The 23,727-nt window shown below is 66.8% G+C and carries 25 protein-coding genes and 1 tRNA gene; 7 read left to right on the forward strand and 19 right to left on the reverse strand.

Translation table 11 applies throughout. The annotated features are described in order from the left end of the window. Positions 1-62 precede the first annotated feature (62 nt). Both BSZ14_RS01080 and BSZ14_RS01085 read left to right on the forward strand, forming a co-directional pair. Positions 63-797, forward strand: coding sequence for an SDR family oxidoreductase (locus tag BSZ14_RS01080; protein WP_198930425.1), 735 nt, complete (start codon positions 63-65; stop codon positions 795-797). Positions 798-1,066: 269 nt separating this feature from the next. Then, positions 1,067-2,173: a metallophosphoesterase gene (locus tag BSZ14_RS01085; protein ID WP_241823591.1), complete on the forward strand. Its 1,107-nt coding sequence runs from the start codon at positions 1,067-1,069 to the stop codon at positions 2,171-2,173. Positions 2,174-2,183: 10 nt separating this feature from the next. Here BSZ14_RS01085 and BSZ14_RS01090 read toward each other — a convergent pair whose 3' ends face one another. Continuing rightward, entirely contained in the window at positions 2,184-3,974 is a 1,791-nt protein-coding gene (locus BSZ14_RS01090; RefSeq protein ID WP_076709362.1) for an ABC transporter ATP-binding protein, read from the reverse strand. Positions 3,975-4,207: 233 nt separating this feature from the next. Continuing rightward, the gene (locus BSZ14_RS01095; protein WP_076709364.1) at positions 4,208-5,116 is read right to left on the reverse strand and encodes a LysR family transcriptional regulator; all 909 of its coding nucleotides are present in this window, start codon (positions 5,114-5,116) and stop codon (positions 4,208-4,210) included. Positions 5,117-5,205: 89 nt separating this feature from the next. On the opposite strand from BSZ14_RS01095, the gene BSZ14_RS01100 reads away from it, so the two are divergent. Further along, complete coding sequence (locus BSZ14_RS01100; RefSeq protein ID WP_076709488.1) at positions 5,206-6,240, forward strand: aldo/keto reductase; 1,035 nt, start codon at positions 5,206-5,208, stop codon at positions 6,238-6,240. A gap of 17 nt (positions 6,241-6,257) precedes the next feature. Further along, positions 6,258-7,421, forward strand: a complete 1,164-nt coding sequence (locus tag BSZ14_RS01105) for an MFS transporter (protein WP_076709365.1) — start codon at positions 6,258-6,260, stop codon at positions 7,419-7,421. A gap of 165 nt (positions 7,422-7,586) precedes the next feature. On the opposite strand, the gene BSZ14_RS19530 is transcribed toward BSZ14_RS01105, so the two are convergent. From BSZ14_RS19530 to BSZ14_RS01120, 4 genes are all read right to left on the reverse strand, one after another. Beyond that, the gene (locus BSZ14_RS19530) at positions 7,587-7,739 is read right to left on the reverse strand and encodes a hypothetical protein (RefSeq protein ID WP_158069149.1); all 153 of its coding nucleotides are present in this window, start codon (positions 7,737-7,739) and stop codon (positions 7,587-7,589) included. Further along, positions 7,736-7,948, reverse strand: a complete 213-nt coding sequence (locus BSZ14_RS19535) for a hypothetical protein (protein WP_076709366.1) — start codon at positions 7,946-7,948, stop codon at positions 7,736-7,738. The genes BSZ14_RS19530 and BSZ14_RS19535 overlap by 4 nt, the downstream gene beginning before the upstream one ends. 196 nt (positions 7,949-8,144) lie before the next feature. Beyond that, positions 8,145-8,219, reverse strand: a tRNA-Gln gene (locus BSZ14_RS01115). 62 nt (positions 8,220-8,281) lie between these two features. Then, the gene (locus tag BSZ14_RS01120; protein ID WP_076709367.1) at positions 8,282-9,379 is read right to left on the reverse strand and encodes a branched-chain amino acid aminotransferase; all 1,098 of its coding nucleotides are present in this window, start codon (positions 9,377-9,379) and stop codon (positions 8,282-8,284) included. A 57-nt stretch (positions 9,380-9,436) separates the two neighbouring features. Between BSZ14_RS01120 and BSZ14_RS01125 the strand changes: the two genes are divergently transcribed. After that, positions 9,437-9,934 carry a MarR family transcriptional regulator gene (locus BSZ14_RS01125; RefSeq protein ID WP_042487794.1) on the forward strand — a complete coding sequence of 166 codons (498 nt, stop codon included), beginning with the start codon at positions 9,437-9,439 and terminating at the stop codon, positions 9,932-9,934. A gap of 213 nt (positions 9,935-10,147) precedes the next feature. Here BSZ14_RS01125 and proC read toward each other — a convergent pair whose 3' ends face one another. The 5 genes from proC to BSZ14_RS01150 form a co-directional block, all read right to left on the reverse strand. After that, entirely contained in the window at positions 10,148-10,948 is an 801-nt protein-coding gene (gene proC / locus BSZ14_RS01130; protein ID WP_274533632.1) for a pyrroline-5-carboxylate reductase, read from the reverse strand. After that, complete coding sequence (locus BSZ14_RS01135; protein WP_042487792.1) at positions 10,945-11,448, reverse strand: YbjN domain-containing protein; 504 nt, start codon at positions 11,446-11,448, stop codon at positions 10,945-10,947. Before BSZ14_RS01135 ends, proC begins: the two co-directional genes overlap by 4 nt. 138 nt (positions 11,449-11,586) lie before the next feature. Further along, positions 11,587-11,868 carry an accessory factor UbiK family protein gene (locus BSZ14_RS01140; protein WP_076709369.1) on the reverse strand — a complete coding sequence of 94 codons (282 nt, stop codon included), beginning with the start codon at positions 11,866-11,868 and terminating at the stop codon, positions 11,587-11,589. A 21-nt stretch (positions 11,869-11,889) separates the two neighbouring features. Then, the gene (locus BSZ14_RS01145) at positions 11,890-12,408 is read right to left on the reverse strand and encodes a TspO/MBR family protein (RefSeq protein ID WP_076709491.1); all 519 of its coding nucleotides are present in this window, start codon (positions 12,406-12,408) and stop codon (positions 11,890-11,892) included. Between the two features lie 123 nt (positions 12,409-12,531). Then, a complete protein-coding gene (locus BSZ14_RS01150; RefSeq protein ID WP_083748027.1) occupies positions 12,532-13,266 on the reverse strand; it encodes a TlyA family RNA methyltransferase in 735 nt (244 codons plus the stop codon). A gap of 162 nt (positions 13,267-13,428) precedes the next feature. Here BSZ14_RS01150 and BSZ14_RS01155 point away from each other — a divergent pair, with 162 nt between their 5' ends. Beyond that, a complete protein-coding gene (locus BSZ14_RS01155) occupies positions 13,429-14,109 on the forward strand; it encodes an RBBP9/YdeN family alpha/beta hydrolase (RefSeq protein ID WP_076709370.1) in 681 nt (226 codons plus the stop codon). A gap of 355 nt (positions 14,110-14,464) precedes the next feature. Here the strand turns inward: BSZ14_RS01155 and BSZ14_RS01160 are convergent, their stop codons facing one another. Both BSZ14_RS01160 and dxs read right to left on the reverse strand, forming a co-directional pair. Continuing rightward, positions 14,465-14,647, reverse strand: a complete 183-nt coding sequence (locus BSZ14_RS01160) for a hypothetical protein (RefSeq protein WP_076709372.1) — start codon at positions 14,645-14,647, stop codon at positions 14,465-14,467. Beyond that, positions 14,644-16,569 (reverse strand): 1-deoxy-D-xylulose-5-phosphate synthase, encoded by a 1,926-nt coding sequence (gene dxs / locus BSZ14_RS01165; RefSeq protein WP_076709373.1) that lies wholly within the window; start codon positions 16,567-16,569, stop codon positions 14,644-14,646. The genes BSZ14_RS01160 and dxs overlap by 4 nt, the downstream gene beginning before the upstream one ends. A 148-nt stretch (positions 16,570-16,717) precedes the next feature. Here dxs and BSZ14_RS01170 point away from each other — a divergent pair, with 148 nt between their 5' ends. Continuing rightward, positions 16,718-17,194: a GNAT family N-acetyltransferase gene (locus BSZ14_RS01170; protein WP_241823594.1), complete on the forward strand. Its 477-nt coding sequence runs from the start codon at positions 16,718-16,720 to the stop codon at positions 17,192-17,194. Here the strand turns inward: BSZ14_RS01170 and BSZ14_RS01175 are convergent. The 6 genes from BSZ14_RS01175 to BSZ14_RS01200 form a co-directional block, all read right to left on the reverse strand. After that, the gene (locus BSZ14_RS01175) at positions 17,191-17,901 is read right to left on the reverse strand and encodes a hypothetical protein (RefSeq protein WP_089413556.1); all 711 of its coding nucleotides are present in this window, start codon (positions 17,899-17,901) and stop codon (positions 17,191-17,193) included. The genes BSZ14_RS01170 and BSZ14_RS01175 overlap by 4 nt on opposite strands. 97 nt (positions 17,902-17,998) lie before the next feature. Beyond that, entirely contained in the window at positions 17,999-18,310 is a 312-nt protein-coding gene (locus BSZ14_RS01180; RefSeq protein ID WP_076709375.1) for a hypothetical protein, read from the reverse strand. Between the two features lie 156 nt (positions 18,311-18,466). Continuing rightward, a complete protein-coding gene (locus tag BSZ14_RS01185) occupies positions 18,467-19,057 on the reverse strand; it encodes a hypothetical protein (protein WP_089413557.1) in 591 nt (196 codons plus the stop codon). 344 nt (positions 19,058-19,401) lie between these two features. Beyond that, the gene (locus BSZ14_RS01190) at positions 19,402-21,213 is read right to left on the reverse strand and encodes a DUF885 domain-containing protein (protein WP_076709378.1); all 1,812 of its coding nucleotides are present in this window, start codon (positions 21,211-21,213) and stop codon (positions 19,402-19,404) included. 79 nt (positions 21,214-21,292) lie between these two features. Further along, a complete protein-coding gene (locus BSZ14_RS01195; protein ID WP_076709379.1) occupies positions 21,293-22,933 on the reverse strand; it encodes a DUF5597 domain-containing protein in 1,641 nt (546 codons plus the stop codon). An 83-nt stretch (positions 22,934-23,016) separates the two neighbouring features. Continuing rightward, positions 23,017-23,403 carry a hypothetical protein gene (locus BSZ14_RS01200; RefSeq protein WP_139330248.1) on the reverse strand — a complete coding sequence of 129 codons (387 nt, stop codon included), beginning with the start codon at positions 23,401-23,403 and terminating at the stop codon, positions 23,017-23,019. Positions 23,404-23,727: the final 324 nt, after the last annotated feature.

Consider the following 23,727-nt stretch of genomic DNA (forward strand, 5'->3'; position numbering starts at 1 on the left):
TTTACCGCCTGCCGACAGCGCACGACGGCGTGATCGCGGGCCAGCATTTTCGGAGAATATCTATGTCGATTCAGGGCAGGACAGCGCTCGTCACCGGCGGATCGCGCGGCATCGGCTCGGCCATCGCCAAGCGGCTGGCGGCGGATGGCGCGACTGTGGCAATTACCTATGCCGGCAACAAAGCCGCCGCCGACGCTACCGTGTCAGCGATCGAGAGCGCGGGCGGCACCGCCTTCGCCTTCCAGGCAAACGCCGCCGTTCCCGCCTCGCAGCGGGCGGGCGTCGAACAGGCCGCCGCCGCTCTGGGCGGGATCGACATTCTGGTCCACAATGCCGGTGTGGCGGAATTCTCGACCGTCACCGAGGACACTGACGAGACGTACGACCGTCAGTTCGGCGTCAACGTCAAGGGCCTGCACGTCGGCACCCGCGCAGCGCTGCCGCACCTTCGCGACGGCGGCCGGATCATCCTGATCGGCAGCATCTCGGGCGAAATGGCTTTTCCCGCGACTACGGTCTACAGCGCGACCAAGGCCGCCGTGGCGGCGCTGGCACGCGGCTGGGCCAAGGACCTTGCCCCGCGCAACATACTGGTCAACACCCTGCAGCCGGGGCCGATCGACACCGACATGAATCCCGCCGACAGCGAATTTGCCGGGCAGGTGCTGCAGGCGATCCCGCTTGGCCGCTACGGCAAGGTCGAGGAGATCGCGGGCGCGGTCGCCTTCCTCGCCGGGCCGGATGCGAGCTACATCACCGGCACGACGCTAAACGTCGACGGCGGTGTAACGGCTTGAAATCAATCCTCGGCTACCCTCGGTAGAGGGGAACGCTGAAATTCGGGCGAGTATGACGCGAACGTCTGAACCCCATACTCGCCCGTCCCTCGCGGTGATGACCGAGGCCATGTGATTTCTACGCGCGCCGCTGTTGTTGCGACGGCGGGCCGCGCCGAAATCATATCCAAGCTCCTTTCCTCGTGGCCTGTGGTGGACACGTACGGCGTGCGCCTCGTTTACAGGTGACATTGCCTGAAAAAGCCGGAGCCCGTGCCATCTTCAATGTCGTGTTTGCCGTACCGGCGCTGATCGTCCTAACACGCTGGCTCTGGCCCTTGCCGCTGCCGCTCTGGGCCAAGATCCCCGCAGGCATACTGATGCTCGCGGCGTCGCAGTTCCATTTTTGGAGCCGACTGTCGTCGGGTTCGGTCTTCGCGCCCGAGTTCCCGCGTCTGGTCGTGATCGTCTTCAACTGGGCGTTCGGCGCGCTGGTCCTGCTCGCCGTATTGCAACTGGTGATCGACCTGGGGGCGCTGCTCACCATGCTGGTGCGGCGGGAGGTGATCCGGGAACCGAACGCGTTGCGCTATACCATTGCCAGCTTGGCCGCGGTGCTGGCCGGGATCGGGGTCGCCAACGCGCTGCGCGTTCCGCCGATCAAGGACGTGACGGTGGCGATCCGCGACCTTCCGCCATCCTTCGACGGATATCGGGTCGTTCAACTTACCGACCTTCATATCAGCCGCCTCTTCACGTCCGATTGGGCGCAGGCCGTCGTCGATCGCACCAATGCGTCCGGCACGGACCTGATCGTGGTGACCGGCGACTTCATCGACGGCTCGGTCGAAATGCGTCGCCATGACATAGCGCCTCTGCAGCAGCTGCATGCGCCGAACGGGGTCTACGCAATCCCGGGCAACCACGAATATTTCTTCGATTACGGCGCCTGGATGCGGCAGCTCTCGGGCATGGGTTTCCGCATGTTGCCCAACGCGCATGCGGTGATCGAACGCGGCGGCGACCAGTTGATCGTCGCCGGTGTCACCGACCTGTCGGCACCGAGCGTCGGCGAGCCCGGGCCGGACCTTGCCCTCGCGCTGAGAGGTGCGCCCGCCAACGCGCCGATCCTCCTCCTCGACCATCAACCCGGAAAGGCACGCGATGCCGCCGCACGTGGCGTCTCGCTTCAACTGTCCGGACACACCCATGGCGGCATGATCGCCGGGCTCGACCGGATCGTCGCACGGGCCAATGCCGGGTTCGTGTCGGGACGGTACGACATCGGCGGCATGACGCTCTACGTCAGCAACGGCACCGGCCTGTGGCCGGGCTTCGCGGTCCGGTTGGGCGTGCCGTCCGAGATCACGCGGTTCACGCTACGGCCGATGTTGTAGTCGATCCCGATTAGGCAATTTCCGGCGTCGTCGACCCCGCCTGCCGCTCGAACAGCCGACGATAATGGCCACCCTCGACGGTCAGCAGATCATCATGCGTTCCGTCCTCCACGATCCGCCCCGCCGAGAACACCAGAATGCGGTCCAGCGCCCGGACGGTCGAAAGCCGATGCGCGATGACGATGGCGGTGCGGCCGACCATCAGCCGCTCCATCGCCTGCTGGATCGCCGCCTCGCTTTCGGAATCGAGGCTGGACGTCGCCTCGTCGAGGATCAGGATCGGAGCATCCGCCAGGAACGCGCGCGCGATCGCCACGCGCTGGCGCTCACCGCCCGACAGCTTCACCCCCCGCTCGCCGACCAGCGTACGATAGCCCTTGGGCAGCGCCATGATGAAGTCATGGGCATTGGCAAGCCGCGCGGCCTGCTCGATCTCGTCCTGGCTGGCCTCGGGGCGGCCATAGCCGATATTCTCGGCCAGGGTGCGGTGGAACAGTACCGGTTCCTGCGGCACGATCGCGACCTGCTGGCGAAGCGACCGTTGCGTCGTCAGCGCCACGTCCTGCCCGTCGATCGTCACCCGGCCGGCATCGACGTCGTAGAGCCGCTGGATCAGCTTCACGAAGCTGGTCTTGCCCGATCCCGACGGTCCCACCAGACCGACACGCTGCCCGGCCGGGATCGTGACGCTCAGATGCTCGTAGAGCGGGCGATCCTGCCCGGCATAGCGGAAGGTCACGTCCTCGAACCGGATCGCGCCCGCCTCGATCGCGATCGGTCGGGCGTCAGGGCGATCGGCGACACCCAGTGGCTCGTCGTGGAGCGCGACCAGTTCCTCCATCTCGTTCACCGAGCGCTGGAGCTGATGGACATATTGCCCAATGTCGCGAAGATAGCCGTTGAGCACCAGATAGCTGGTGATGACATAGGCCATGTCCCCCGCGCTCGCCTGCCCCCGCGACCACAGCCACAACGCCGCGCCGGTGGCGACGATGCGGATGAGCCACAGCAGCGCGAGTTGGCCGGACCCCGCCCAGGTGAACGCCATCCAGGTCCGGCGCGTACGCCGGTGCCACTTGGCGACGGTGCGCTTGAGCAGCGCTTCCTCCTGCGCTTCGCCGCCGAATGCCTTCACCACCGCGTTCGTGCCGATCGCATCGGCCAGCACGCCGCCCAGCTTCGTGTCCCACTGGTTCGACAGCCGCGCGATCGGGGCGAGCACGCGCGTCGCCAGGCCGACGGTCAGCACGATATAGGCAAGCGCCCCGACCCCCATCACCGACCCGAGCAAAGGCCAGTGCGCGGCCAGCAGGACCACCGTCCCGAGCAGCACCGTCAGCGACGGCAACAGCGAGAGAAGCAGCACGTCATTGAGCGTATCGAGCGCCCACATGCCGCGCGTGATCCGCCGCACGGTCGACCCGGAAAAGGCGTTGGCATGCCAGTCGGACGACAGCCGCTGGACACGCGCGAACGCCTCCTGCGTCACGTCGCGCATCATGCCGAGCGTCAGCGGCGTGATCGCCCACCAGCCGAGATGGCGGAACACCACCATGGCCGCCCCCAGCAGGGTGATGACGCCGAACGCCAGCCACGCCGCACCGGAATCACCGCCACCAACGGCGTCGATCATCCGGCCGGCATAGAGCGGCACGAACACCTCGGTCAGCGTCGACAACAGCATCGCGATGGCACAGGCGGCCGCCAGCAGCGGCGTCCGGCGCCACAGGCGGAAGGTGAAGGAGAGAACCTTGCGCAGCACGGAGGCGCGAGGGAACAGGTCTTCGTCGTCGTCGGTCATGGAAACGTCACCGCACCAGCCGGCGCGGCCCTTGTGTCAGCGATGGGGGGAACGGCTATCGGGGAAAGCCGCGCAGGTCAGTGGCGGAACAGGCCGCCGATGTGCTGAATCCCGCGGACGGGCGTGATCTGATCGGTCATGGTCGCCCTCCTTTCGTGAATCGCTGGACAGCGATGCTGATAGCAGAAGATGCTTTCCGTCGCCATACCGGCGAGCGCGCCATGGATCCGCCGTCAATGCGCCAGCCGGTCGGCGAGGAAGTCGACAAAGGCCCTGACACGCGCCGGCACGGTCGAGCCGCCCACGAATACCGCATGGATCAGCTCGACGTCGCCGGGATTATAGTCTTCCAGGAGCGGCACCAGCCGCCCCTCTGCGATCGCATCCACCACACTGAACCGGCCGACACGGGTGATGCCGACGCCAGCGGCGGCAAGTTGCCCCAGCGTCTCGCCGTTGTTCGCCTCAATATTGCCCTTCACGGTCAGCGTCATATCCCTACCGTCGCGGCGGAACGGCCAGCTCGGCTCCGCCCGGCGGAAATTGAAGTTCAGGCAGTTATGGCCGTGAAGATCCTCCGGCACCACCGGCACCCCGTGACAGGCGAGATAATCCGGTGCGGCGACGATCACCCGCCGACTCTCACCCAGCTTGCGCGCGGTCAGACTACTGTCCGCCAGCGGCCCGAACCGGATCGCCACATCGGCTTGGCCTCCGGCCACGTCGACGAGCGTGTCGGTCAGCGCGATGTCGATCAGGATATGCGGATAGAGGCGCGCGAACTCCTTCAGCAGCGGCACCACGCACAACCGCCCATGCGACAGCGCCGCGCTGACCCGCAGCCGACCGCGCGGCGCGCCCTGATCGGCGATCTGCTGCTCGGCGTCGTCGAGGTCTGACAGGATCCGCCGCGCGGTTTGCAGATAGGCTTGGCCCTCGGCGGTCAACGTCAACATGCGGGTCGAGCGCAGCAACAGCCGCACGCCCAACCGTACCTCGATCCGGTCAATCGCACGCGCGACCGCCGAAGCGGTCAGGCCAACCGCTCGGCCCGCGGCGGAAAAACTCCCCTGCTCCACCACCGCAGTGAACAGCGCCAGTGAACGCGCTCGGTCGGTGCCCCCGATCAGCTTTGCATCCAACGCACAGCTCCTTCGCATTTCCGCCGGGTTATGCGCCGGCAACCGTCCCGCCATCTATGCACCTGATGGAAAACACGGAAGGGCGGCAAATGGAATATCGGCAACTGGGCGCATCGGGACTCCGGGTACCCGCGCTGTCGTTCGGCACCGGCACATTCGGCGGCACCGGGCCGCTGTTCGGCGCATGGGGACAAAACGATGCGGCCGAGGCGCGGCGGCTGGTCGACATCTGCCTCGATGCCGGGGTCACGCTATTCGACACTGCCGACGTCTATTCCAACGGCGCCTCGGAGGAGGTGCTGGGCGCGGCGATCAAGGGGCGGCGCGACGCGGTGCTGCTGTCGACCAAGACCGGCCTGCCGATCGGCGACGGACCGCAGGACTGGGGCGTCTCCCGCGCCCGGCTGATCGGCGCGGTCGAGGCATCGCTGCGCCGGCTCGGCACCGACCATATCGACCTGCTCCAACTCCACGCCTTCGACGCCTCCACGCCGACCGAGGAGCTGATGGCAACGCTCGACAGGCTGATCGCGTCGGGCAAGGTGCGCTATGCCGGCGTCTCCAACTATCCCGGCTGGCAGTTGATGAAGGCGCAGGGCCTGGCGGATCGGCACGGTTGGCCCCGGCTTGTCGCTCATCAGGTGTACTATTCGCTGATCGGTCGCGCCTATGAGGCGAACCTGATGCCGCTCGGCCACGACCAGGGTGTCGGCGCGCTGGTCTGGAGCCCGCTTGGCTGGGGCGGGTTGACCGGCAGGATCGGGCGCGATCGTCCGATCCCCGCGGGCAGCCGCCTGCATGACACCGAACGGTTCGCGCCCCCGGTCGAGGTCGAGCATCTCTATTGCGTGATCGATGCGCTGGAGGCGATCGCCGCCGAGACGGGCAAGAGCGTGCCGCAGATCGCGATCAACTGGTTGTTGCAGCGGCCGACCGTCGCGTCGGTCTTCGTCGGCGCGCGCAACGAAGCGCAGTTGCGCGACAATCTCGGCGCGGTCGGCTGGTCGCTGACGGCGGAGCAGATGACCGCGCTGGATGCGGCGAGCGCCGTGCTGCCGCCGTACCCGCACACCCCGTACGTGCAGCAGGAGGGCTTTGCCCGCCTGAACCCGCCACTCGTCTGACGAAAGGGAGCCATTCGATGAAACTGAATTTCCCCCTTCTCGCGCTCGCCATGGGCGCGTTCGGCATCGGTGTGACCGAGTTCGCGCCGATGGGCATGCTGCCAGGCATCGCATCCGATCTGGGCGTCTCGATCCCGGCGGCGGGGCTGCTGGTCAGCGCCTATGCGATGGGCGTCCTGATCGGCGCGCCGCTGATGACGCTGACGACCGGCAGCGTGAACCGGCGAACGCTGCTGATCGGGCTGATGGCCATCTTCACGATCGGCAACGCACTGTCCGCGATCGCGGACGGCTATTGGATGCTGATGGCGGCACGGATCGTCACCTCGTTCAATCACGGCGCGTTTTTCGGTGTCGGCTCGGTGGTCGCCGCCAGCCTCGTGCCGCCCGACCGGCGCGCGGGCGCGGTCGCCGCGATGTTCACCGGGCTGACGGTGGCGACGATCGGCGGCGTGCCGCTCGCGACGTGGGCCGGTGAGGTGCTGGGCTGGCGCACGGCGTTCGCGGGCATTGCCGGCGTCGGTGCCGGGGCGATCATGGCGCTGCGCTTTGCCCTGCCCTCGCTCCCGGCATCGACGGAGGGCGACATGGCGGCGGAACTCCGCGTCCTCACGCGCGGACCGGTGCTGGCGGCGCTGGCGCTGACCGTGGTTGGTGCCAGCGCGATGTTCACCGTCTTCACCTACATCGTCCCGATCCTGCATGAGGAAACCCATGCCTCGACCGGGTTCGTGACGGCGATGCTGGTGCTGTACGGGATCGGGCTGACGATCGGGAACACACTCGGCGGTCGCCTTGCCGATCGGTCGATCGAGCGGACGCTGATCGGCAGCTTCGCCGTCCTCGCGGCCGTGCTGATCGTGTTCGCGGGCGTCATGCAATGGCCATGGGCTGCCGCCGCCGCCATCCTCATCTGGGGCATCGCCAGCTTCGCCATCGTACCGCCGCTACAAATGCGGGTCATGGTGGCGGCCGCCGATGCGCCGAACCTTGCCTCGGCGATGAACATCGGCGCGTTCAACCTTGGCAACGCGATCGGCGCGGCGCTCGGCGGAGGGGTGATCGGCGCGGGACTAGGCTTGCCCGCCGTCGCGATCGCCGGTGCAGGCATGGCGGCCCTGGCGCTGGTAATCCTGCTGTTCGTTCAGCGCCGGCAAACGGCAGCGGTCTGTCCGGCCTGACCCCTTCCAGGCGCGATGGGCGAAGAGACGGGGTCAGGCGCCTGTTTCCTCCCTGTCGCGATCCTTGCTCCGTGTCGGCCGTGGTTTACGCAATCCCACCGGCAGGAGGTTGATCTTGCGCTGATCCGGGAGATGCCCCGTCACCACGGGGATCTTCTCGACCACCTACGTCAGCTTCTGGAGCGAGGCCGCTGCGGGGTAGCGCGTCTCGCCCTCGCCGCCCTTGCCACGGTGCCAGAGACGATCGTTGCGGAATTCGAGGAACACCTCCTGATCCTTCAGCTCGTCCGACACCATGTGCCGCGCCGATTGCATCACCTGCAAACCTCCGCCAGCTGCTCATCGTACATCGCCTTGGCGATCGCCTGGAGTTCCTGCTCCTTGATACCGGTCTTCTGCTTGGCCCGCCTGTCGAGCATCTCCAGCATCCTCGGCGTCACCGCCGTGAGCGCCGCCCCCATGTTGCGCGCTGCCTTCCGGTCGGTGGTCTGCAGCGAGAGCCGGACATCTAGGGTGCCATTATCCAAGAAACGGCGAATCCGGCGCCACCAGAAAATGTGCCCGCGCCGTTAAACATGTTGAAGACAGTCCAAAACCGCGGCCTTCCCGGCCAGCGCATTGGCACAATCCGATGCACAATTGTGCAGGTGCCAACGGCCGACCCTGATAGTCAGCCAGCATCTTCAAACACTTAGCAGCCAATTGGCTGAAATTTCAGGCAGATGGCTGGGGCGGCAGGATTCGAACCTGCGTATGACGGTACCAAAAACCGTTGCCTTACCGCTTGGCGACGCCCCAGTGGAGAGGCGCGCCTTATACCGGGCGCGCCGTTCTTGAAAAGCCCTTATTCCAACGAAAGATCAGCCCAGACGATGCATCCAGCCATGGGGGTCGGGGGCCTGGCCGCGCTGGATCGCGACCAGTTGTTCGCGAAGGCGCGTGGTCAGCTGGCCGGGGCCGCCGCTGCCGATGGTGAAGCGGCCCGCAGGCTCGGCGACGCTGCCGATCGGGGTGACGACGGCGGCGGTGCCGCAGGCGAAAGCCTCGACCAGGCGGCCGCTGGCGGCGTCGGCGCGCCACTGGTCGATGGCATAGGGCTCCTCACGCACCGTCAGCCCCTGCGCACGCGCGATGGTCAGGATCGAATCGCGGGTGATGCCGGGCAGGATCGTGCCGGTCAGCGGCGGCGTCACCAGCGAGCCGTCGTCGAACACGAAGAAGACGTTCATTCCGCCCAGTTCCTCGACCCAGCGGCGCTCGACCGCGTCGAGGAAGACCACCTGGTCGCAACCATTCGCGATCGCTTCCTTCTGGGCCAGCAGGCTGGCAGCGTAGTTGCCGCCGCACTTGGCCGCGCCCGTTCCGCCGGGGGCAGCCCGCGTGTAGCCCTGGCTGACCCAGATCGACACGGCGGGCGCGCCGCCCTTGAAATAGGCGCCGACCGACGAGGCGATGACCATGTAGAGATATTCGGCCGAGGGCTTCACGCCCAGGAACACCTCGCTGGCGAACATGAAGGGGCGCAGGTACAGCGCGCCGCCATCCTGTTCGGGGATCCAGTCGCGCTCGATCTCGACCAGCCGCTCGACCGATTCCAGGAAGAGGTTCTCGGGCAGTTCGGGCATCGCCATGCGCCGCGCCGAATCCTGGAAGCGGCGGGCATTCGCCTCGGGCCGGAAGAGCGCGGTGCCGCCGTCCGCCAGGCGATAGGCCTTCATGCCCTCGAAGATTTCCTGGGCATAGTGCAGGACCGACGCGGCCGGATCGACGCTGAGCGGAGCGCGCGCGGTGATTTGCGCGTCGTGCCAGCCCTTGTCGTCGCTGTAGCGGATCAGCGCCATGTGATCGGTGAAGACCCGGCCGAAACCCGGATCGACCAGCCGTGCCGCCCGCTCGCTCGCCGCGACCGGAGTCGCAGAAGGATCGAACCGAAACGTAAGGGCTTGGGGCGCTTCCATGGTCAACTCTCTGTTTTGGGTTGCCGTGGCCTAGGGCGTGTGAGTAGACGGGTCAACATGGCTGCCTCTAACCAGTCCGCATCGGCACAATTTCTCCGCGAGCCAGAACTCCGCAGGGGTATGGAATTGCTGTATTTCGGCAATAGCCATCTCGTGCGCTCGATCGATCGCGGTCTCGCCGCGCAGGGGTTGGGCCGTGCCCATCACCGTGCCCTGTATTTCATGGCCCGCAAGCCCGACATGACGGTCAGCGAGCTGTTGTCGCTGCTGGCGATCACCAAACAGTCGCTGGGCCGCGTGCTCAACGAACTGGCGAGCCGCGACCTGATCGAGACGCGCCCCGGAGATCGTGACCGGCGGCAAAGGCTGCTCCGGCTGACCCCGACGGGGGCGGCGATGGAGGCCGAGTTGTTCGATGCGCTGCGCGAAAAACTGTCCAAGGCCTATGCGCGCGCGGGGCAGCAGGCGGTGACGGGCTTCTGGACGGTGCTGGAGGGCTTCATTCCGGAGAATGAACGCGCCCGGATCGAGGATTTGCGGACCAACGACGGGTGATAGGGTTCGCGCGAAGCCGCGACGGCGCGAAGAAGCTTGGGTTTCACGCGGAGGCTCAGTGGACGCGGAGATGTTATGAACAGCGCCCCGCCAGGCCTTTTACCACTAGCGGATGAAATGATGAGATTGCCATCAGCCATCCACCTCCGCATCCATCGCTCTTCCGCGCGCAAAAATCTCTTGGCGCCGTCGCGGCTTCGCGTGAACTAAAAATCAGCCTCGCGCGGCTTGCGCCATTTCTCGATTACGCCGTTCGGACGCCTTCAGCGTATCGGCCATGAGCCGCTTGAGCGCGCCCCCCGCATCCAGCACGTTCAGCCCCTCGCGGGTCGAGCCGCCGGGACTGGCCACACGATCCGCCAGCACGGCGGGCGGCGCATCGGCCCCGATCGCCATCGCCCCTGCCCCGTCGACGGTCGCCAGCGCCAATTGCTGCGCCAGTTCGGGCGATAGCCCCAGCCCGACCCCGGCCTGGGCCAGCGCGTCGATAAAGCGGAACACGAAGGCAGGCCCACACCCCGCAAGCGCGGTCACGGCGTCGAACCGCGCCTCGTCCTCAACCCATGGGGCAAGGCCCAGCGGCAGGGCCAGCGCCTCGGCCGCCTCGCGCACGGCGGGGTCGGTGGAGCGGGTGTAGAGCGCCGTCACGCCCCGCCCGATGGCGACCGGCAAGTTGGGCATCATCCGCACCACCGCGCCCGCCGGAATATGGCTGGCCAGCGTCTGCTCCTCGACCCCCGCCAGGATCGACAGCAGGATGGCCGGGTTGAGATGCGCCAGTGTCGGGGCGATGTCACCCAATTGTTGCGGCTTGAAGCCCAGCATCAGGATTTCAGGCGTCTCGTCGGCGGGCGATGCCGTCAGCGAGCGGACACCCTCAGGCGCACGCGTGCCGCTGCGGGTAATGACGGTCACCTGCGCAGGATCGAGCCCTTCGGACAACCAGCGGCGCAGCATCGCGCCCGCCATGTTGCCGCATCCGACCAGCCAGATCGGCCCGACGGGAAAAGTCACGCTTCGCCCTGGGTTTCGATCAGCGCGGCGGCCAGCGCCTCGCGCGGGGTCTTGCCGCCCCACAGGACGAACTGGAAGACCGGATAGAAGCGCTCGCATTCCTCGATCGCCGATTCGACCAGCAACTCGGTCGCGGAAAGCGAGATGGTGCCGTCCTCGCCGCCATCGACCATCGCGGCGTGGCGATAGAGCAGGATGCCGCTGTTCGACCACAGCTCGAAATGGCCGATCCACAGCTGTTCGTTGACCAGTGCCAGCGCCTCATAGATGCTGGAGCGGCGGTCCTCGGTCACCTTTATGTCAGGGAATGCCAGGAATTGCAGCACGCTGTCATCGTCGCGCCAGAGCGCGCGAAGTTCGTACGTCGCCCAGCTGCCCTTGACCGTCGCGACGATTTCCTCGTCGTGGCGCTCATGTTCCCATCCATGCGCGGCGAAATAGGCCTCCAGCATATCGATGGGGGCCGATTCTTCGGCTTCATGATCGGTCGATTCAAGCATCAGAGGCCCTTGCGAACAAACCCGGACCAGCGCAGGTTGCACTGCGCAGGGCCGGGCTGCAAGCCGCCGGATGCCGAAAACTGTGGATAGCTGACCGGCCGGTCAGGCCGGACAGGGTCCCTTCCGCTACCAGGCCGGTCAGGATTCCGCCCCGGCGGTCATGCCGCCCGTCGTACCGTTGAGGCGCGCTTCCAGCGCATCCAGCCGAGCCTTCAGCGCATCCGCCTCGTCCCGCGCGGCGACGGCCATCGCCTTGGCAACCTCGAACTCTTCACGGCTGACGAAGTCCAGGCCGCCGATCCATTCGCGCGCACGCGTCCGGGCGCTGGCCTCGGCCTCGCGGCCCATGCCCGCCACAGTGCCGGCCAGGCCATTCATCACCTTGGCGAAATCGTCGAACAGCTTGTTGTCGGCCTGCATATCAAATTCCCAAAAATCGTTTTACAGCATTTGGGATGTCTGCGCCCCGGGCACAAGCCTTTCCGCATCGGGATTGAGCTGGTCGATCCGCCAGTTCAGCACGCCCGCGAAGGACAGCCACACCAGATACGGCACCATCAGCCACGCCGCACCCTTGCGAATGCGCGAGAAGGCGACCGTCGTGGCGATCGACAGCAGCAGGATGGCGATGATGACGAACAGCGCCAGCCGCACCTTGTGCGCGCCGAAGAACAGCGGCGTCCAGGACAGGTTGAGCAGGAACTGGACCACGAACAGGGCGATCGCGACCCCGCGCCCCCTGGCCCCGCGCGCATGGACGATGATCGCCAACGCCAGGCCGATCATGATGTAGAGCGTCGTCCACATCACGGGAAACACCCAGCCCGGCGGGTTCAGCTCGGGCTTGGTGAGCGCCATGTACCAGCCATTCTCGCTGCCCGACGGCACCACCCGGCCCGAGGCGAAGCCGAGCAGCAGGATCAGCGGAACGATCACGACCGCCCAGCGGAGGAATGACATGCGCAACTGGCCCTTCGACGCGATCGTGCCCACTCGTCCCTCTTTCGCCATGATGCCCGCCGATCTGCCCCACGGTCGCGGCGCAGTAAACGGAAAGCTCAACGCCAATCAGCCCTTACCCGTTCAATTTCGGGATGCGGCCACCAAAAACTCGATATTCCCCTCGGGTCCGGTGATCGGGCTCTGGGTGACGCCCGCGAGCTGCCAGCCGCTGTCGGTCAGCCATGCGACCACCTGATCGCAGACCCGCTGGTGGACAGCGGGATCACGGACGACCCCGCCCTTGCCGACCTCTTCGCGCCCCGCCTCGAACTGCGGCTTGATCAGGGCGAGCAGGCGCGCGCCGGGTTTCGCGAAGCTGAGCGGCCGCTCCAGCACCTTGGCCAGCCCGATGAAGCTGGCGTCGCACACGATGATGTCGACCGGCTCGGGGATATGCACCTCGGTCAGGATGCGCGCGCTGGTCTGTTCATGGACGATCACGCGCGGGTCCTGGCGCAGCGACCAGGCCAGCTGGTTGGTGCCGCTGTCGACCGCATAGACCTTCGCCGCGCCCTTTTGCAGCAGCACATCGGTAAAGCCGCCGGTCGAGCTGCCGACATCGATCGCGACCGCATCCGTGACGTCCCAGCCGAAATGCTCCAGCCCATGCGCCAGCTTGATCCCGCCGCGCGACACCCAGGGATGATCGCGCCCGCGCACGTCGAGCACGGCGTCCTCGGCCAGTTGCTGGCCGGGCTTGGCGATCTTCGTCTCGCCCGAAAACACGAGCCCCGCCATCACCAGCGCTTGCGCGCGGGACCGGGATTCCACGAGTCCGCGATCCACGAGCATCTGGTCGACACGCTGCTTGGCCATCGCCCGCCCCTACAAGCCGCCTCGGCCCGTCGCAAGACGTGATCCACCGGACGCATCGCCTATTGCCTATTAGATTAGTAGGAATAGATTGAGGCCATGGAGCGGGAGTCGGTCGGGCACCACGCCTTCCCACGATCCTCTCCGCTATCGAGGAGATGCCATATGGGTTCGTTCGCATCCTATGAGGCCCGCAAGCCAACGGTCCTCACCGTCCCCGGTCTCGGCGGCTCGGGCCGCTCGCACTGGCAGTCCCTGTGGGAAGAGGCGCGACCCGATACGATCCGCGTCGAACTGGGCATGTGGTCGACACCGCATCGCAACGCCTGGGTGACGCGGCTGGACCAGGCGATCCGGCAGGCACAGGCCCCGGTGATCCTCGCGGCGCATTCGCTGGGCTGTCTGGCGGTTGCGTGGTGGGCGGAACTCTCGCCGCAGCCCTATGGCTGGCCGGTCGCGGGCGCTCTGCTGGTCGCTCCCGCCGATGTCGACCGCACCGACGCGCCCGAGGCATTGCGGGCCTTCGCCCCCTCGCCACGCACGCCCCTGCCCTTCCCCTCGATCCTCGTCGCCAGCCAGGACGATCCGTGGATCTCGATCGACCGCGCACACAGCCTGGCAGTCGACTGGGGCAGCCATTTCGTCGACGCCGGGCATCAGGGGCATATCAACGCCGCCAGTGGTCTCGGCTGGTGGCAGGAGGGGCAGGAACTGCTCGGCCGGGTGATCGCCGCCAGCGGCATGGACCGGCCGTCGCCGTCCGGGCCTTTGTCACCCAGCGAAGCGCGGGCGGTGCTGGCGGTGAATGCGACCGATGCGGCGCAGGCGCATTATCTGGGGCGGTGAGGTCGGCCGGGCGATTGTCGGGCGTGCGCTTCGACTTCGCTCAGCGTGAACGGAGGTGGTCAGCCCGCCCCTCACCCGTTCAACGTGAACGGGAGTGATAGGCCCCCTCACCCCGTTCGGCCTGAGCGAAGTCGAAGGCGAAGGGAAAGCCTCTCCCCTCGCCTTCCCCGGCGAAGGCCGGGGTCGAGTTTCGATGACGCTGCGAGGGAATAGAGACGACGCTTGGGAGGCCAAACCGATCGGTGGGCTACGGCCTCTCACGCCAACTTACCGCGCCCTCTCATCCGGCCAGCAACCGGGTCCCGGCCTTTGCCGGGGAACGGGTTTACGGTAGGCCCGTGGCCTTCGACTTCGCTCAGGCTGAACGGGGGGTGGGATTCTGCTCGGTTTCGACAGCCTCTCGCTCTTCCCGTTCCGCCTCAGCCTTCGCCGCCGCCGTGGCAGCCTTCATCCGCCGCCACATCCGCACGTTCAGACCCACCATCATGACCACCGCCAGCGTCGTAAAGACGATGACGGCGGTCCAACCGCGGATCACGCCCGCGCACCTTCCGTGACGTTGGCGCTGTTGTGGCGCAGCGCCTTCAGCACCGTCTCGACGATCGCATCGGCATCCAGTCCGGCCTGCGCATATTGCACCTCGGGCTTGTCCTGGTCCTGGAAGATGTCGGGCAGGCGCATCGTGCGCAGCTTGAGGCCACCGTCGATCAGCCCTTCGTCCGACGCCATGGTCAGGACATGCGCGCCGAAGCCGCCGATCGCATTCTCCTCGATCGTCACCGCCACTTCATGGGTGGTCAGCATCCGGCGAATCAGCGCCTCGTCGAGCGGCTTGGCGAAACGCAGGTCGGCGACCGTGGTCGACAGCCCCTTGGCCTCCAGCGTGTCGGCGGCGCGCAGCGCTTCGGCCAGGCGGGTGCCCAGCGACAGGATCGCGACCTTCTTGCCCTCGCGCACGACGCGCCCCTTGCCGATCTCCAGCAGCTGCGGCGTCTCTGGCAGCGCCACGCCGACGCCGTTGCCGCGCGGATAGCGCACCGCGATCGGGCCGCTGTCATGGTTGACGCAGGTATGGACCATATGGACCAGCTCCGCCTCGTCGGCGGCGGCCATCACGACCATGTTGGGCAGGCTGGCGAGATAGGTGACGTCGAACGAGCCCGCATGGGTCGCCCCATCCGCGCCGACCAGCCCGGCGCGATCGATCGCGAAACGGACCGGCAGATTCTGGATCGCGACGTCATGGACCACCTGATCATAGGCGCGCTGGAGGAAGGTCGAATAGATGGCGCAGAACGGCCGCATCCCCTGTGCGGCCAGACCGGCGGCAAAGGTCACGGCGTGCTGTTCGGCGATGCCGACGTCGAAGAAGCGTTCGGGGTGCGCATTCGCGAACCGGTCCAGCCCGGTGCCCGACGGCATCGCCGCCGTGATGGCGCAGATGCGCGGATCGCTATCGGCTTCCTTGGCCAGCGTCTCGCCGAAGACGTTCTGGTAGGCGGGCGGTCCTGGCGGTGCCTTGGCCTGGGCGCCGGTGATGACGTCGAACTTCTGGACGCCGTGATATTTGTCCGCCGCCGCCTCGGCCGGGGCATAGCCCTTGCCCTTCTTGGTGACGACATGGATCAGGATCGGCCCCTGCTCGGCGTCGCGCACATTCTCCAGCACGGGGATCAGATGGTCGAGATTGTGTCCGTCGATCGGGCCGACATAGTAAAAGCCCAGCTCCTCGAACAGCGTGCCGCCCATGGTCATGCCGCGCGCGAACTCGTCGGTCTTCTGCGCGGCCTTCTGGATCGGGCGCGGGAAGCGCTTGGCGAGCTTCTTGAGCACGTCGCGCACGCCCAGGAACTCGCGGCTCGACACCATGCGCGACAGGTATGCCGACAGGCCGCCCACCGGCGGCGCGATCGACATGTCGTTGTCGTTCAGGATGACGACCAGGCGATTGCCCGCCTGCTCGGCATTGTTCATCGCCTCATAGGCCATGCCCGCCGACATGGCGCCGTCGCCGATGACCGCTATGCCCTTGCCCGGCGTGCCCGCCAGCTTGTTGGCGACCGCAAAGCCCAGCGCCGCCGAGATCGAGGTCGAGCTGTGCGCCGCGCCGAAGGGGTCGTATTCGCTTTCCGAACGCTTGGTGAAGCCCGACAGGCCACCGCCCTGGCGGATGGTGCGGATACGCTCGCGCCGCCCGGTCAGGATCTTGTGCGGATAGCATTGATGCCCGACGTCCCAGATCAGCCGGTCGTCGGGCGTGTTGAAGACATAATGAAGCGCGACCGTCAGTTCGACGACGCCCAGCCCCGAGCCCAGATGGCCGCCGGTGGTGCCGACGGCCGAGATCGTCTCGGTCCGCAACTCGTCGGCGAGTTGCCGCAACTGCTCGGGGGCCAGGCGACGAAGGTCGTCGGGAGTCTGCACCGTGTCGAGCAGCGGGGTCTGAGGAATGTCTGCCATCTGACCGGCTTATCGCAGCAAATCGATGGTGTCGATTGCAACTGTTCATCCTATCGTCATTGACGCAACCGAATAATTGCCCCGAAAAGGTGCAATGTTTACCTTCCGCTGGGCCGACGCCGCCGACATACCCGCCATCGCCGTCTTGATGGATCGCGCGATTTCGGTGCTGCAAAAGGGTTTCCTCTCGCCAGCCGAGATCGCGGCCAGCCGTTCGGTCATGGGCCTGGATACACAACTGATCGCCGACGGCACCTATTTGCTGGCCGAGCAGGACGGGCGGCTGGCGGGCTGCGGCGGGTGGAGCGCGCGGGCGACGCTCTATGGCGGCGATCATAGCCAGGCGTTGCGCGACGCGGCGATGCTCGACCCGGCACGCGACCCCGCGCGCATCCGGGCGATGTATGTCGACCCGGATTTTGCCCGGCAGGGGCTGGGCCGCGCCATCCTCGCCCGGTGCGAGGCGGCGGCGCGGGCGGCGGGCTTCACCTCTGCCGAGATGATGGCGACGCTGGCAGGCGAGCCGCTCTACCGCGCCTGCGGCTATGCCCCGATCGAGTCGATCCGGTCGGCCCCGGTCGAAGGCGTACAGGTTCCCCTTATCCGGATGGGCAAATCACTCTAACCGGGTGCCTGCGTCCTCAGACGGGGGAAGACCTCGTCGATCGGCCTGGTATCGGGCAGGATGTAGACATAGCCGCCCTTGCGACGGAAGGTCGGCCGCAACTGCCGGGTGTAAAAGGCCTGGGGGACGTTGATGCAGCCAAAGGTGATGCGGTTGTCGTCCGGCGTGGGCGACAGCATCCGCTCGCGACGTTTCTCGCGCGCGCCCGCATCCTTGGGGATCGGGTGCAACGCCACCGACGTCGCATAATCGACCCACAGCACGCGCTCGCCCGCCACCGGCAGGCCGAACTTGGCAAGATAGCGACCGGCAGGCGTCGTCTTCTCGGCGGGGCCGAGCGAGGCCAGCGTCTTGGTGCCGACACCCGGGCTCGCCTCGTCGCCCGGCATGATGCCGATCAGGACCGGCACCGCCGCCTGCCGGGTGCCATCGGGCGCGAACAGGAACAGGGTCGCATGGACCTTGTCGACCACCGCCCAGGGCAGGCCGCGATTGTCCTGCACACCGGATACCCAGTCGATCACCCGCTGCGCCGCCGGGGACGGGGTCAATACCGGCCCGGGCGCGACAACCGGTGCGGGTTTCGCTTTCGCCTTTGGTTTGGGCGGGGCCTTGCGGACGGCCTTGGCCGGCTCGGCGGCGCGCGCATCGGCAACCGCGGGGGCTAGGAGGGCGAAGCCCGCCAGCGACAGGATCAGGGACTTCATCGGTGCGGCATACTCAGGCAAAATGCCGGCCCCTCCCCCAGCAAGGGGGAGAGACCGGCACGTCATTCAGCGGATATCGTCGTTCAGCCCGCCGCCATCAGTGGCGCGGACGACGCGCGGGCTTCTGCTCCTGCACGGTCAGGCGCTGCTCGACGCCATCGACGCGGCCGCCCAGCTGGTCGAGCCGCTGGCCGTTCTGCTGCGCCTGGCCCGAAGCGGCCTGCGCCTCGGCAAGTGCCTGTTTGGCCGTACCATCGGTTTGCTGGAGCCGCGATTCGAGCGAGTCCACGCGCTGGCTCACCGGGGCGATCTGTTCACGCACGAAGGACTTCGTCGCGCAACCACCAAGACTGACGGCACCCGCCAGCGTCACGAGAGCAAGGAGGGATTTGGACGCGTAAGCAGACATAACAATTCTTTCAGTCGTTAACCAACTGCAACAACGAAGCCGAGTGCGAAAAGTTCGACAATCCTGTTTCTGTTCGAGCGTGCCGGGTTTTCGACCAAGCGTTTACTGAGACACTATTTGCACAAAGACCTATTGTGTTAAGATGCCGTTCAGGGTTCAGCGTTTGCGTGACGCAGCCTTGGCGAACGGATCGCGGGGAATGCCGTCCGTCGCATTGTCTGAACGGGTCGCCTTCGTCGGACGGGCCTTCCGCGCCGTGACGCAATCGCGCAGCGCGGCGATCGCCGCACCGCTGCCCGCCAGCGACAGGCGCTCGACCGGCACGTCGCCGCGCACGATGTTGAGCGCCTGCGACCGGGCGAGATAGGTCGGGAACGGCTTTTCGAAGCTGGTGACGAAACCCCGCTGGTCATCCGACGCCAGCCCGACCGCGAAATGCTTCGGATAGCTGCCGTTCGTCAGCTTGAAGTCGAGGGCCAGCCGTTCCCTGGGCTTGATCGACCAGTTGGCGTTCAGCACCGTCAGGTGGTTCGACCCGTCACGGTCGAGCCCCAGCAGCAATGTCGTATCACCCGGCCGGTCATAGATACGCGTCAGGAAACATCCGTCGCCATCCTCGCTGACCGCCAGCGTCCAGTCGCCGATCTTGCGCGGCAGGGCGTCCCTGTCGGCGGCCGTCGCTCCGGTCGGCGACAACGCGACCAGACCCAGCAGCGACAGGATGGACAGGGGGCGTGACAAGTTCATGGGCATCTTCCTTTGATGCCGATCCTATCCGGCTTACCCCCAATTGGCCAAGGCTCAGGTCCGAGAGGGATGCGCTATATCCTCCCTCGCCCCCTCGCAGAGGGGAGAGGGTTGCGCGGACTTGGTCTTTGCGCAGCAAAGGCCTGGTCGGAGCTGGGTGATGGGTGGGCGCGCACCCCCTCACCCAAGCTGCGCTAGAGTTGAAAGCGATCAGCATTGCACGGTTTTAGCCCCTCCCCTTCAGGGGAGGGGTGAGCAGAGTTGATCGTTTTCGACTCCAGCCAGCACGCTGGCAAGCTCCGCTAACCCTCTGCCCTGTCCAGGGGAGAGGGGAAAGAAGGACGTTACACCATCCGCTCGCGCACCACCCGTTCCAGCACGTCGAGCGGCATCGCGCCCAGCGTCAGGACGCGGTGGAAGGCCTTGGGGTCCCATTTCGCGCCCGCCTTGGCCTTGGCTTCGTCGCGCAGCCGGGTCCAGACGGTGTGCCCGATCTTGTAGCTGCACGCCTGCCCCGGCCAGACGGTGTAGCGGTCGATCTCCCCCTGGTTGCGACCGCGAGCGATGCCGGTGGTGGCGATCAGATAGTCCGTCGCCTTCTCGCGGCTCCAGCGCTTGGCGTGCATCCCCGAGTCGACGACGAGCCGGGTCGCACGGAACAGCAAGGATTGCAGATAGCCGACCTGCCCCAGCGGATTGCCCTCATACATGCCCATCTCGTCGGCCAGCTGTTCCGAATAGAGCGCCCAGCCTTCCGAATAACCCGAATAGAAGCCGCGCCGCCGGATCAGCGGAATGTCCTGGCTCTCCAGCGCGGACATGACCTGCAGGTGATGCCCCGGCACCGCCTCATGATAGGTCAGCGTCGCCAGCCCGAATTTCGGCCGGTCGAACGTGTCGCGCAGATTGATGAAGTAGATAGCGGGCCGCGACCCGTCGAGCGAGGCCGACTGGTAATAGCCGCCCGGTGCGCCCGCCTGGATCGCCTCCGGCACGCGGCGGATCTCGACCGGCGCCTTGGGCAGGACGGCAAATTGTTCGGGCAGGCGGCGGGTCATCGCGGCGACCTGCGCGCGCAATTGCTCCAGCAGCGCCTCACGGCCCGGATCGGTGTTCGGGAACAGCTGGTCCGGTCGCCGGTTGAGCGCGACCAGCCGCTCGCCGACGCTGCCCTGCGCCATGCCCTGCGCCTTCAGGATGGTGTCGATCCGCGCGCCGATCTGCGCCACCTGCGCCAGCCCGAGCCGGTGGATCTCGTCGCCGGTCATCTCGGTCGTGGTCGCAGCCGCCGCAGCCGCGCTATAATAGGCCTCGCCGTCCGGCAGCCGCCAGACGCCTGCGTCATGGACCGCACGGCCACGCAATTCGGTGACGAGCGCGCGTTGCCGGTCGAGCGCGGGGAAGACCCGCTCGGTCATCAGCCGCGCGACCGCCTGGGCACGGTCCGGCGGCAGGTTGGCGGCCTTCAGCTTGGCGGCCAGATCGACGGCCGGGCCGGTCGCCTCGGCGGGCTTGTCCCGCACCGCCGCCAGCTGTTTCAGCGTGGTGTCGAGGATATAGTCGGGCGCAAAGACGCCCTTGGCCGCATCCTCGCGCTGGCGCTCGGTTTCCGCATCGATCGCCGGGCCGAACGCCGCGACCCGCGACACATAGGCGTCGGCATCGGCGGCGTTGGTGACGCGGTGCTGGTTGCCCAGGAAATCGGGCACGTCGCGGTAAGCCCCCGACAGCTGGCTGAGCACATAGGGGGCATAGCGCCCCGCGCTGGCCCCATAGGAAAAGCGCTCGCCCGCGATCATCCGGTCGAGGCTATAAGCCAGGATGTCGTAATCCAGCCGCGCCCCCTCCCCCAGCGCATCGCGCGGGATGGTGGCCAGCTGCGCGCGTTCCTGCCGGGCGCGGGCGAACTGGCGCGCCTCACCCACCCGCGACGCATCGCTCAACCGCGCCTTCAGTCCCGCGCGCGGGCCGGTGTCGAGGCCAAGCGACGTCGCCTGCTCCGGGCTGTCCTCCAGCCGCGCATAGAAAAAGCGGTCCAGCATCGCCCGCAATTCCGCATCGCGCCCGCCCGCCCCTTTGGAAATCTTGGCCCAGGACGGCGTGGCGGCGGCCGCCGCGACAAGGCTGGCGGAGGCGAGGAACTGGCGACGCTGCATGAACACTCCCGGATCATTCTGGCTGAGCGGGTCAGGCTAAGCCGTTGATCCGGGTGTGCAAAGCGATTTGTCCCAGCCCTTAGCGATAGCGCCCCATCACGACCTTCAACACGACCGGCCGGTCGATCAGGTTGATCCCGTAATCGGTCTGGTCGCCGTTCCACACGCGGTCCATCGTCCAGCGACCGTCGGTGAAATGCCCCTCCTCGACCCGGACGATCATCGCCTTGGGGTCCGGGGTCGCCGGCTCGAAGCGAACACGGACATGGTCGCCGGTCATCAGAAATTCGTCGCGCGACAGCTGGACCACCGCAACGCCGCCGACCGGCTCGGCCTTCCACGGCGCAGGCTCGGACTTGAGCCAGCTCCAGCTCTTTTCGCCGAACTGCCACTGGCCGAACTCGGCGCGGATGCGCCAGTCGCCCAGCACCGCGTCTCGGTCGCTGCCGTCATCGGGCCTGGCGGTGCCCCAGCTCGGATGCTCGAACGCCGCCTTCGCCCAGTCGCGCATCACGCTCCCGACCGCGCCATAAGGTCCGGCAAACGCGTCCAGGGTCGCGGCGTCCAGTGCCTTGGCCCCCAGCGGATAGTTGAAGAAGCCGGTGTCATCCATGCCGAACGGCGCAAAGCCGATCGCACCGCGCCCCAGCGCCTCGTAGAAATAGCGCGCAAACTCGCGGCCATTGCCGATCTCGGGCACCAGCAGCGGATTGTCCGGCCGGGCATAGGCATTCATATACGCGACCACATTGGCGCTCGCCCGGTCGTAAATGTCGGGTGCCTCCAAGTCGATCGAGGGCGCCGCGACCTTCCAGATGTCGAGCACGTCCTGCTGCGGCCCCCCGCTCGCCACGCCGTCGGGATCGGGCACGTTGGACGGCCCCGCCAGCGCCGCGTTGACGTACATAGGCAGCGGCTTGACCGCCTTGCCCGCCGCGACGATCTCGTCGATGTAGCGCGCGGTATACCAGGTGTTGAACGCCCGGTCGGCCTGTGCCCCGAACACCGCCGCCCAGGTGCCGCGCGGCTTGCCGAGCCTGCGGCTCAGCGCCTCCGGGACGGCTCCGTCGAACAGCGTCTGCGCCGCCGCCGAATAGTCGCGCGGGTTGCGATAGCTGCCGACCTCATTCTCCGGCTGGACCATGATGACCGTGTTCTGCAGGTCATGCTCCTTCAGATAGGTCATCAGCCGGACAAAGGCACGCTTGTCCGCCTCCAGCGTGGTGCGCGCCATCGGGGTCAGCGCATAATGATCCTGCCCTGCCCGCGTCTTCATCCGGGGAAAGCGGCGATTGTCGAGCTTGACCCAGTCGGGCGTATAGCCGGGCGAGGTGTTCTTCCACGTCGCGAACCACAATAATATGACGCGCTTGTCATGGGCGCGCGCCTGATCGAGCAGGGTCTGAACGAAGCCGAAATCGAAACGCCCCTCTTCCGGCTCGATCTGTTGCCAGGCGACGGGGATTTCGATCGTATTGGCATGGATGCGGTCCAGCACCGGCCAGACCTGCGGCAGGGCGGCGGCATAGTTGCTGGAGTTGTTGACCTGCGCACCCAGCATCAGGAAAGGGCGGCCATCGACCATCAGCGCATGGCGGCCGTTTTTGCCGACGATCTGCGGCACCGGTGTCGTCTGTGGTACTGGCGTCGTCTGCGCCACCAGCGGGCTGGCCACCCCCAGCCCCAGTGCCAAGACGGCGAACCCCTTTGCCAGGCGCATCACGTCCCCTCCTTTTTCGCGATGATTGGCCTCAGGCTGTGCAACGGACGGTGCGCCCGATCAACGCCTATCGAACCGGCGCCTCACGCGGCCAGCCCGCGATCTGCCGATACGGTGTCAGGCGGACACGGCATCGGCGCGGCCAGGCGATAATCGTCCGCCAGCCGGGCGAGGTCCATGACGGTGAAGTCGCGGTCATAGCGCCCCACATCCTCCTCCTCCTGCTCACGCCAGTCGCCGATGTCCGCCATGCGGACCGGCCGACACGCGACGAGTCCGATCCAATGGGCCAGCAGGACGTCCAGCTCGCGCAGACCGTTCGCCGTCACCCGCGCCCGGACATGGCGATGCCGGTTGGACAAGGCGCATGCCTCCACCGCCCAGAGCGGCGCGATCCGCCTCTCCAGCACGTCGATGCCGGTCATCAGCGCCCGATGCGCCCGGTCCCGCTCCGCCGTGTTCGCCCTCATCGGCCGCCCATTCGGCGGCGCCAGTACCAGCGTCGCAGCCAACGGCCCAGCAACCGGGCGATCAAGCGCCCGCGCCCTGAAGACAGGAGAAATGGTTCACTGGGGACGGCTCCTTCGCAACAAGCGGGAGCACAAGGGTCTCTCAGCCGCCAGTGCTTGCGGTCGTCAAACCGGCGATAGGCGATGCTATCACGCCCGGCGGGCGGCGTCTTCGGATTTCTGGCGCGTCCGATGCGCCCCGGTGGCGAGCGCGACAATTTCTATCCCATGATATTTTCACCCGCCACCAAAACCCCTTACGTGCGTTATGAACGAAATGTCAGC

The sequence above is a fragment of the Sphingomonas sp. Sph1(2015) genome (genome assembly GCF_001970915.1).
In the GTDB taxonomy this organism is placed as follows: domain Bacteria; phylum Pseudomonadota; class Alphaproteobacteria; order Sphingomonadales; family Sphingomonadaceae; genus Sphingomonas; species Sphingomonas parapaucimobilis.

Bases quoted from the DNA above. Each gene is read 5' to 3' on its own strand.
- BSZ14_RS01080 (WP_198930425.1), top strand. From the start codon at position 63: ATGTCGATTCAGGGCAGGACAGCGCTCGTCACCGGCGGATCGCGCGGC.
- BSZ14_RS01090 (WP_076709362.1), bottom strand. From the start codon at position 3,974: ATGACCGACGACGACGAAGACCTGTTCCCTCGCGCCTCCGTGCTGCGC.
- BSZ14_RS01100 (WP_076709488.1), top strand. From the start codon at position 5,206: ATGGAATATCGGCAACTGGGCGCATCGGGACTCCGGGTACCCGCGCTG.
- BSZ14_RS01105 (WP_076709365.1), top strand. From the start codon at position 6,258: ATGAAACTGAATTTCCCCCTTCTCGCGCTCGCCATGGGCGCGTTCGGC.
- BSZ14_RS01120 (WP_076709367.1), bottom strand. From the start codon at position 9,379: ATGGAAGCGCCCCAAGCCCTTACGTTTCGGTTCGATCCTTCTGCGACT.
- BSZ14_RS01125 (WP_042487794.1), top strand. From the start codon at position 9,437: ATGGCTGCCTCTAACCAGTCCGCATCGGCACAATTTCTCCGCGAGCCA.
- BSZ14_RS01135 (WP_042487792.1), bottom strand. From the start codon at position 11,448: ATGCTTGAATCGACCGATCATGAAGCCGAAGAATCGGCCCCCATCGAT.
- BSZ14_RS01140 (WP_076709369.1), bottom strand. From the start codon at position 11,868: ATGCAGGCCGACAACAAGCTGTTCGACGATTTCGCCAAGGTGATGAAT.
- BSZ14_RS01145 (WP_076709491.1), bottom strand. From the start codon at position 12,408: ATGTCATTCCTCCGCTGGGCGGTCGTGATCGTTCCGCTGATCCTGCTG.
- BSZ14_RS01150 (WP_083748027.1), bottom strand. From the start codon at position 13,266: ATGGCCAAGCAGCGTGTCGACCAGATGCTCGTGGATCGCGGACTCGTG.
- BSZ14_RS01155 (WP_076709370.1), top strand. From the start codon at position 13,429: ATGGGTTCGTTCGCATCCTATGAGGCCCGCAAGCCAACGGTCCTCACC.
- dxs (WP_076709373.1), bottom strand. From the start codon at position 16,569: ATGGCAGACATTCCTCAGACCCCGCTGCTCGACACGGTGCAGACTCCC.
- BSZ14_RS01170 (WP_241823594.1), top strand. From the start codon at position 16,718: ATGGATCGCGCGATTTCGGTGCTGCAAAAGGGTTTCCTCTCGCCAGCC.
- BSZ14_RS01175 (WP_089413556.1), bottom strand. From the start codon at position 17,901: ATGAAGTCCCTGATCCTGTCGCTGGCGGGCTTCGCCCTCCTAGCCCCC.
- BSZ14_RS01180 (WP_076709375.1), bottom strand. From the start codon at position 18,310: ATGTCTGCTTACGCGTCCAAATCCCTCCTTGCTCTCGTGACGCTGGCG.
- BSZ14_RS01185 (WP_089413557.1), bottom strand. From the start codon at position 19,057: ATGAACTTGTCACGCCCCCTGTCCATCCTGTCGCTGCTGGGTCTGGTC.
- BSZ14_RS01190 (WP_076709378.1), bottom strand. From the start codon at position 21,213: ATGCAGCGTCGCCAGTTCCTCGCCTCCGCCAGCCTTGTCGCGGCGGCC.
- BSZ14_RS01195 (WP_076709379.1), bottom strand. From the start codon at position 22,933: ATGCGCCTGGCAAAGGGGTTCGCCGTCTTGGCACTGGGGCTGGGGGTG.
- BSZ14_RS01200 (WP_139330248.1), bottom strand. From the start codon at position 23,403: ATGAGGGCGAACACGGCGGAGCGGGACCGGGCGCATCGGGCGCTGATG.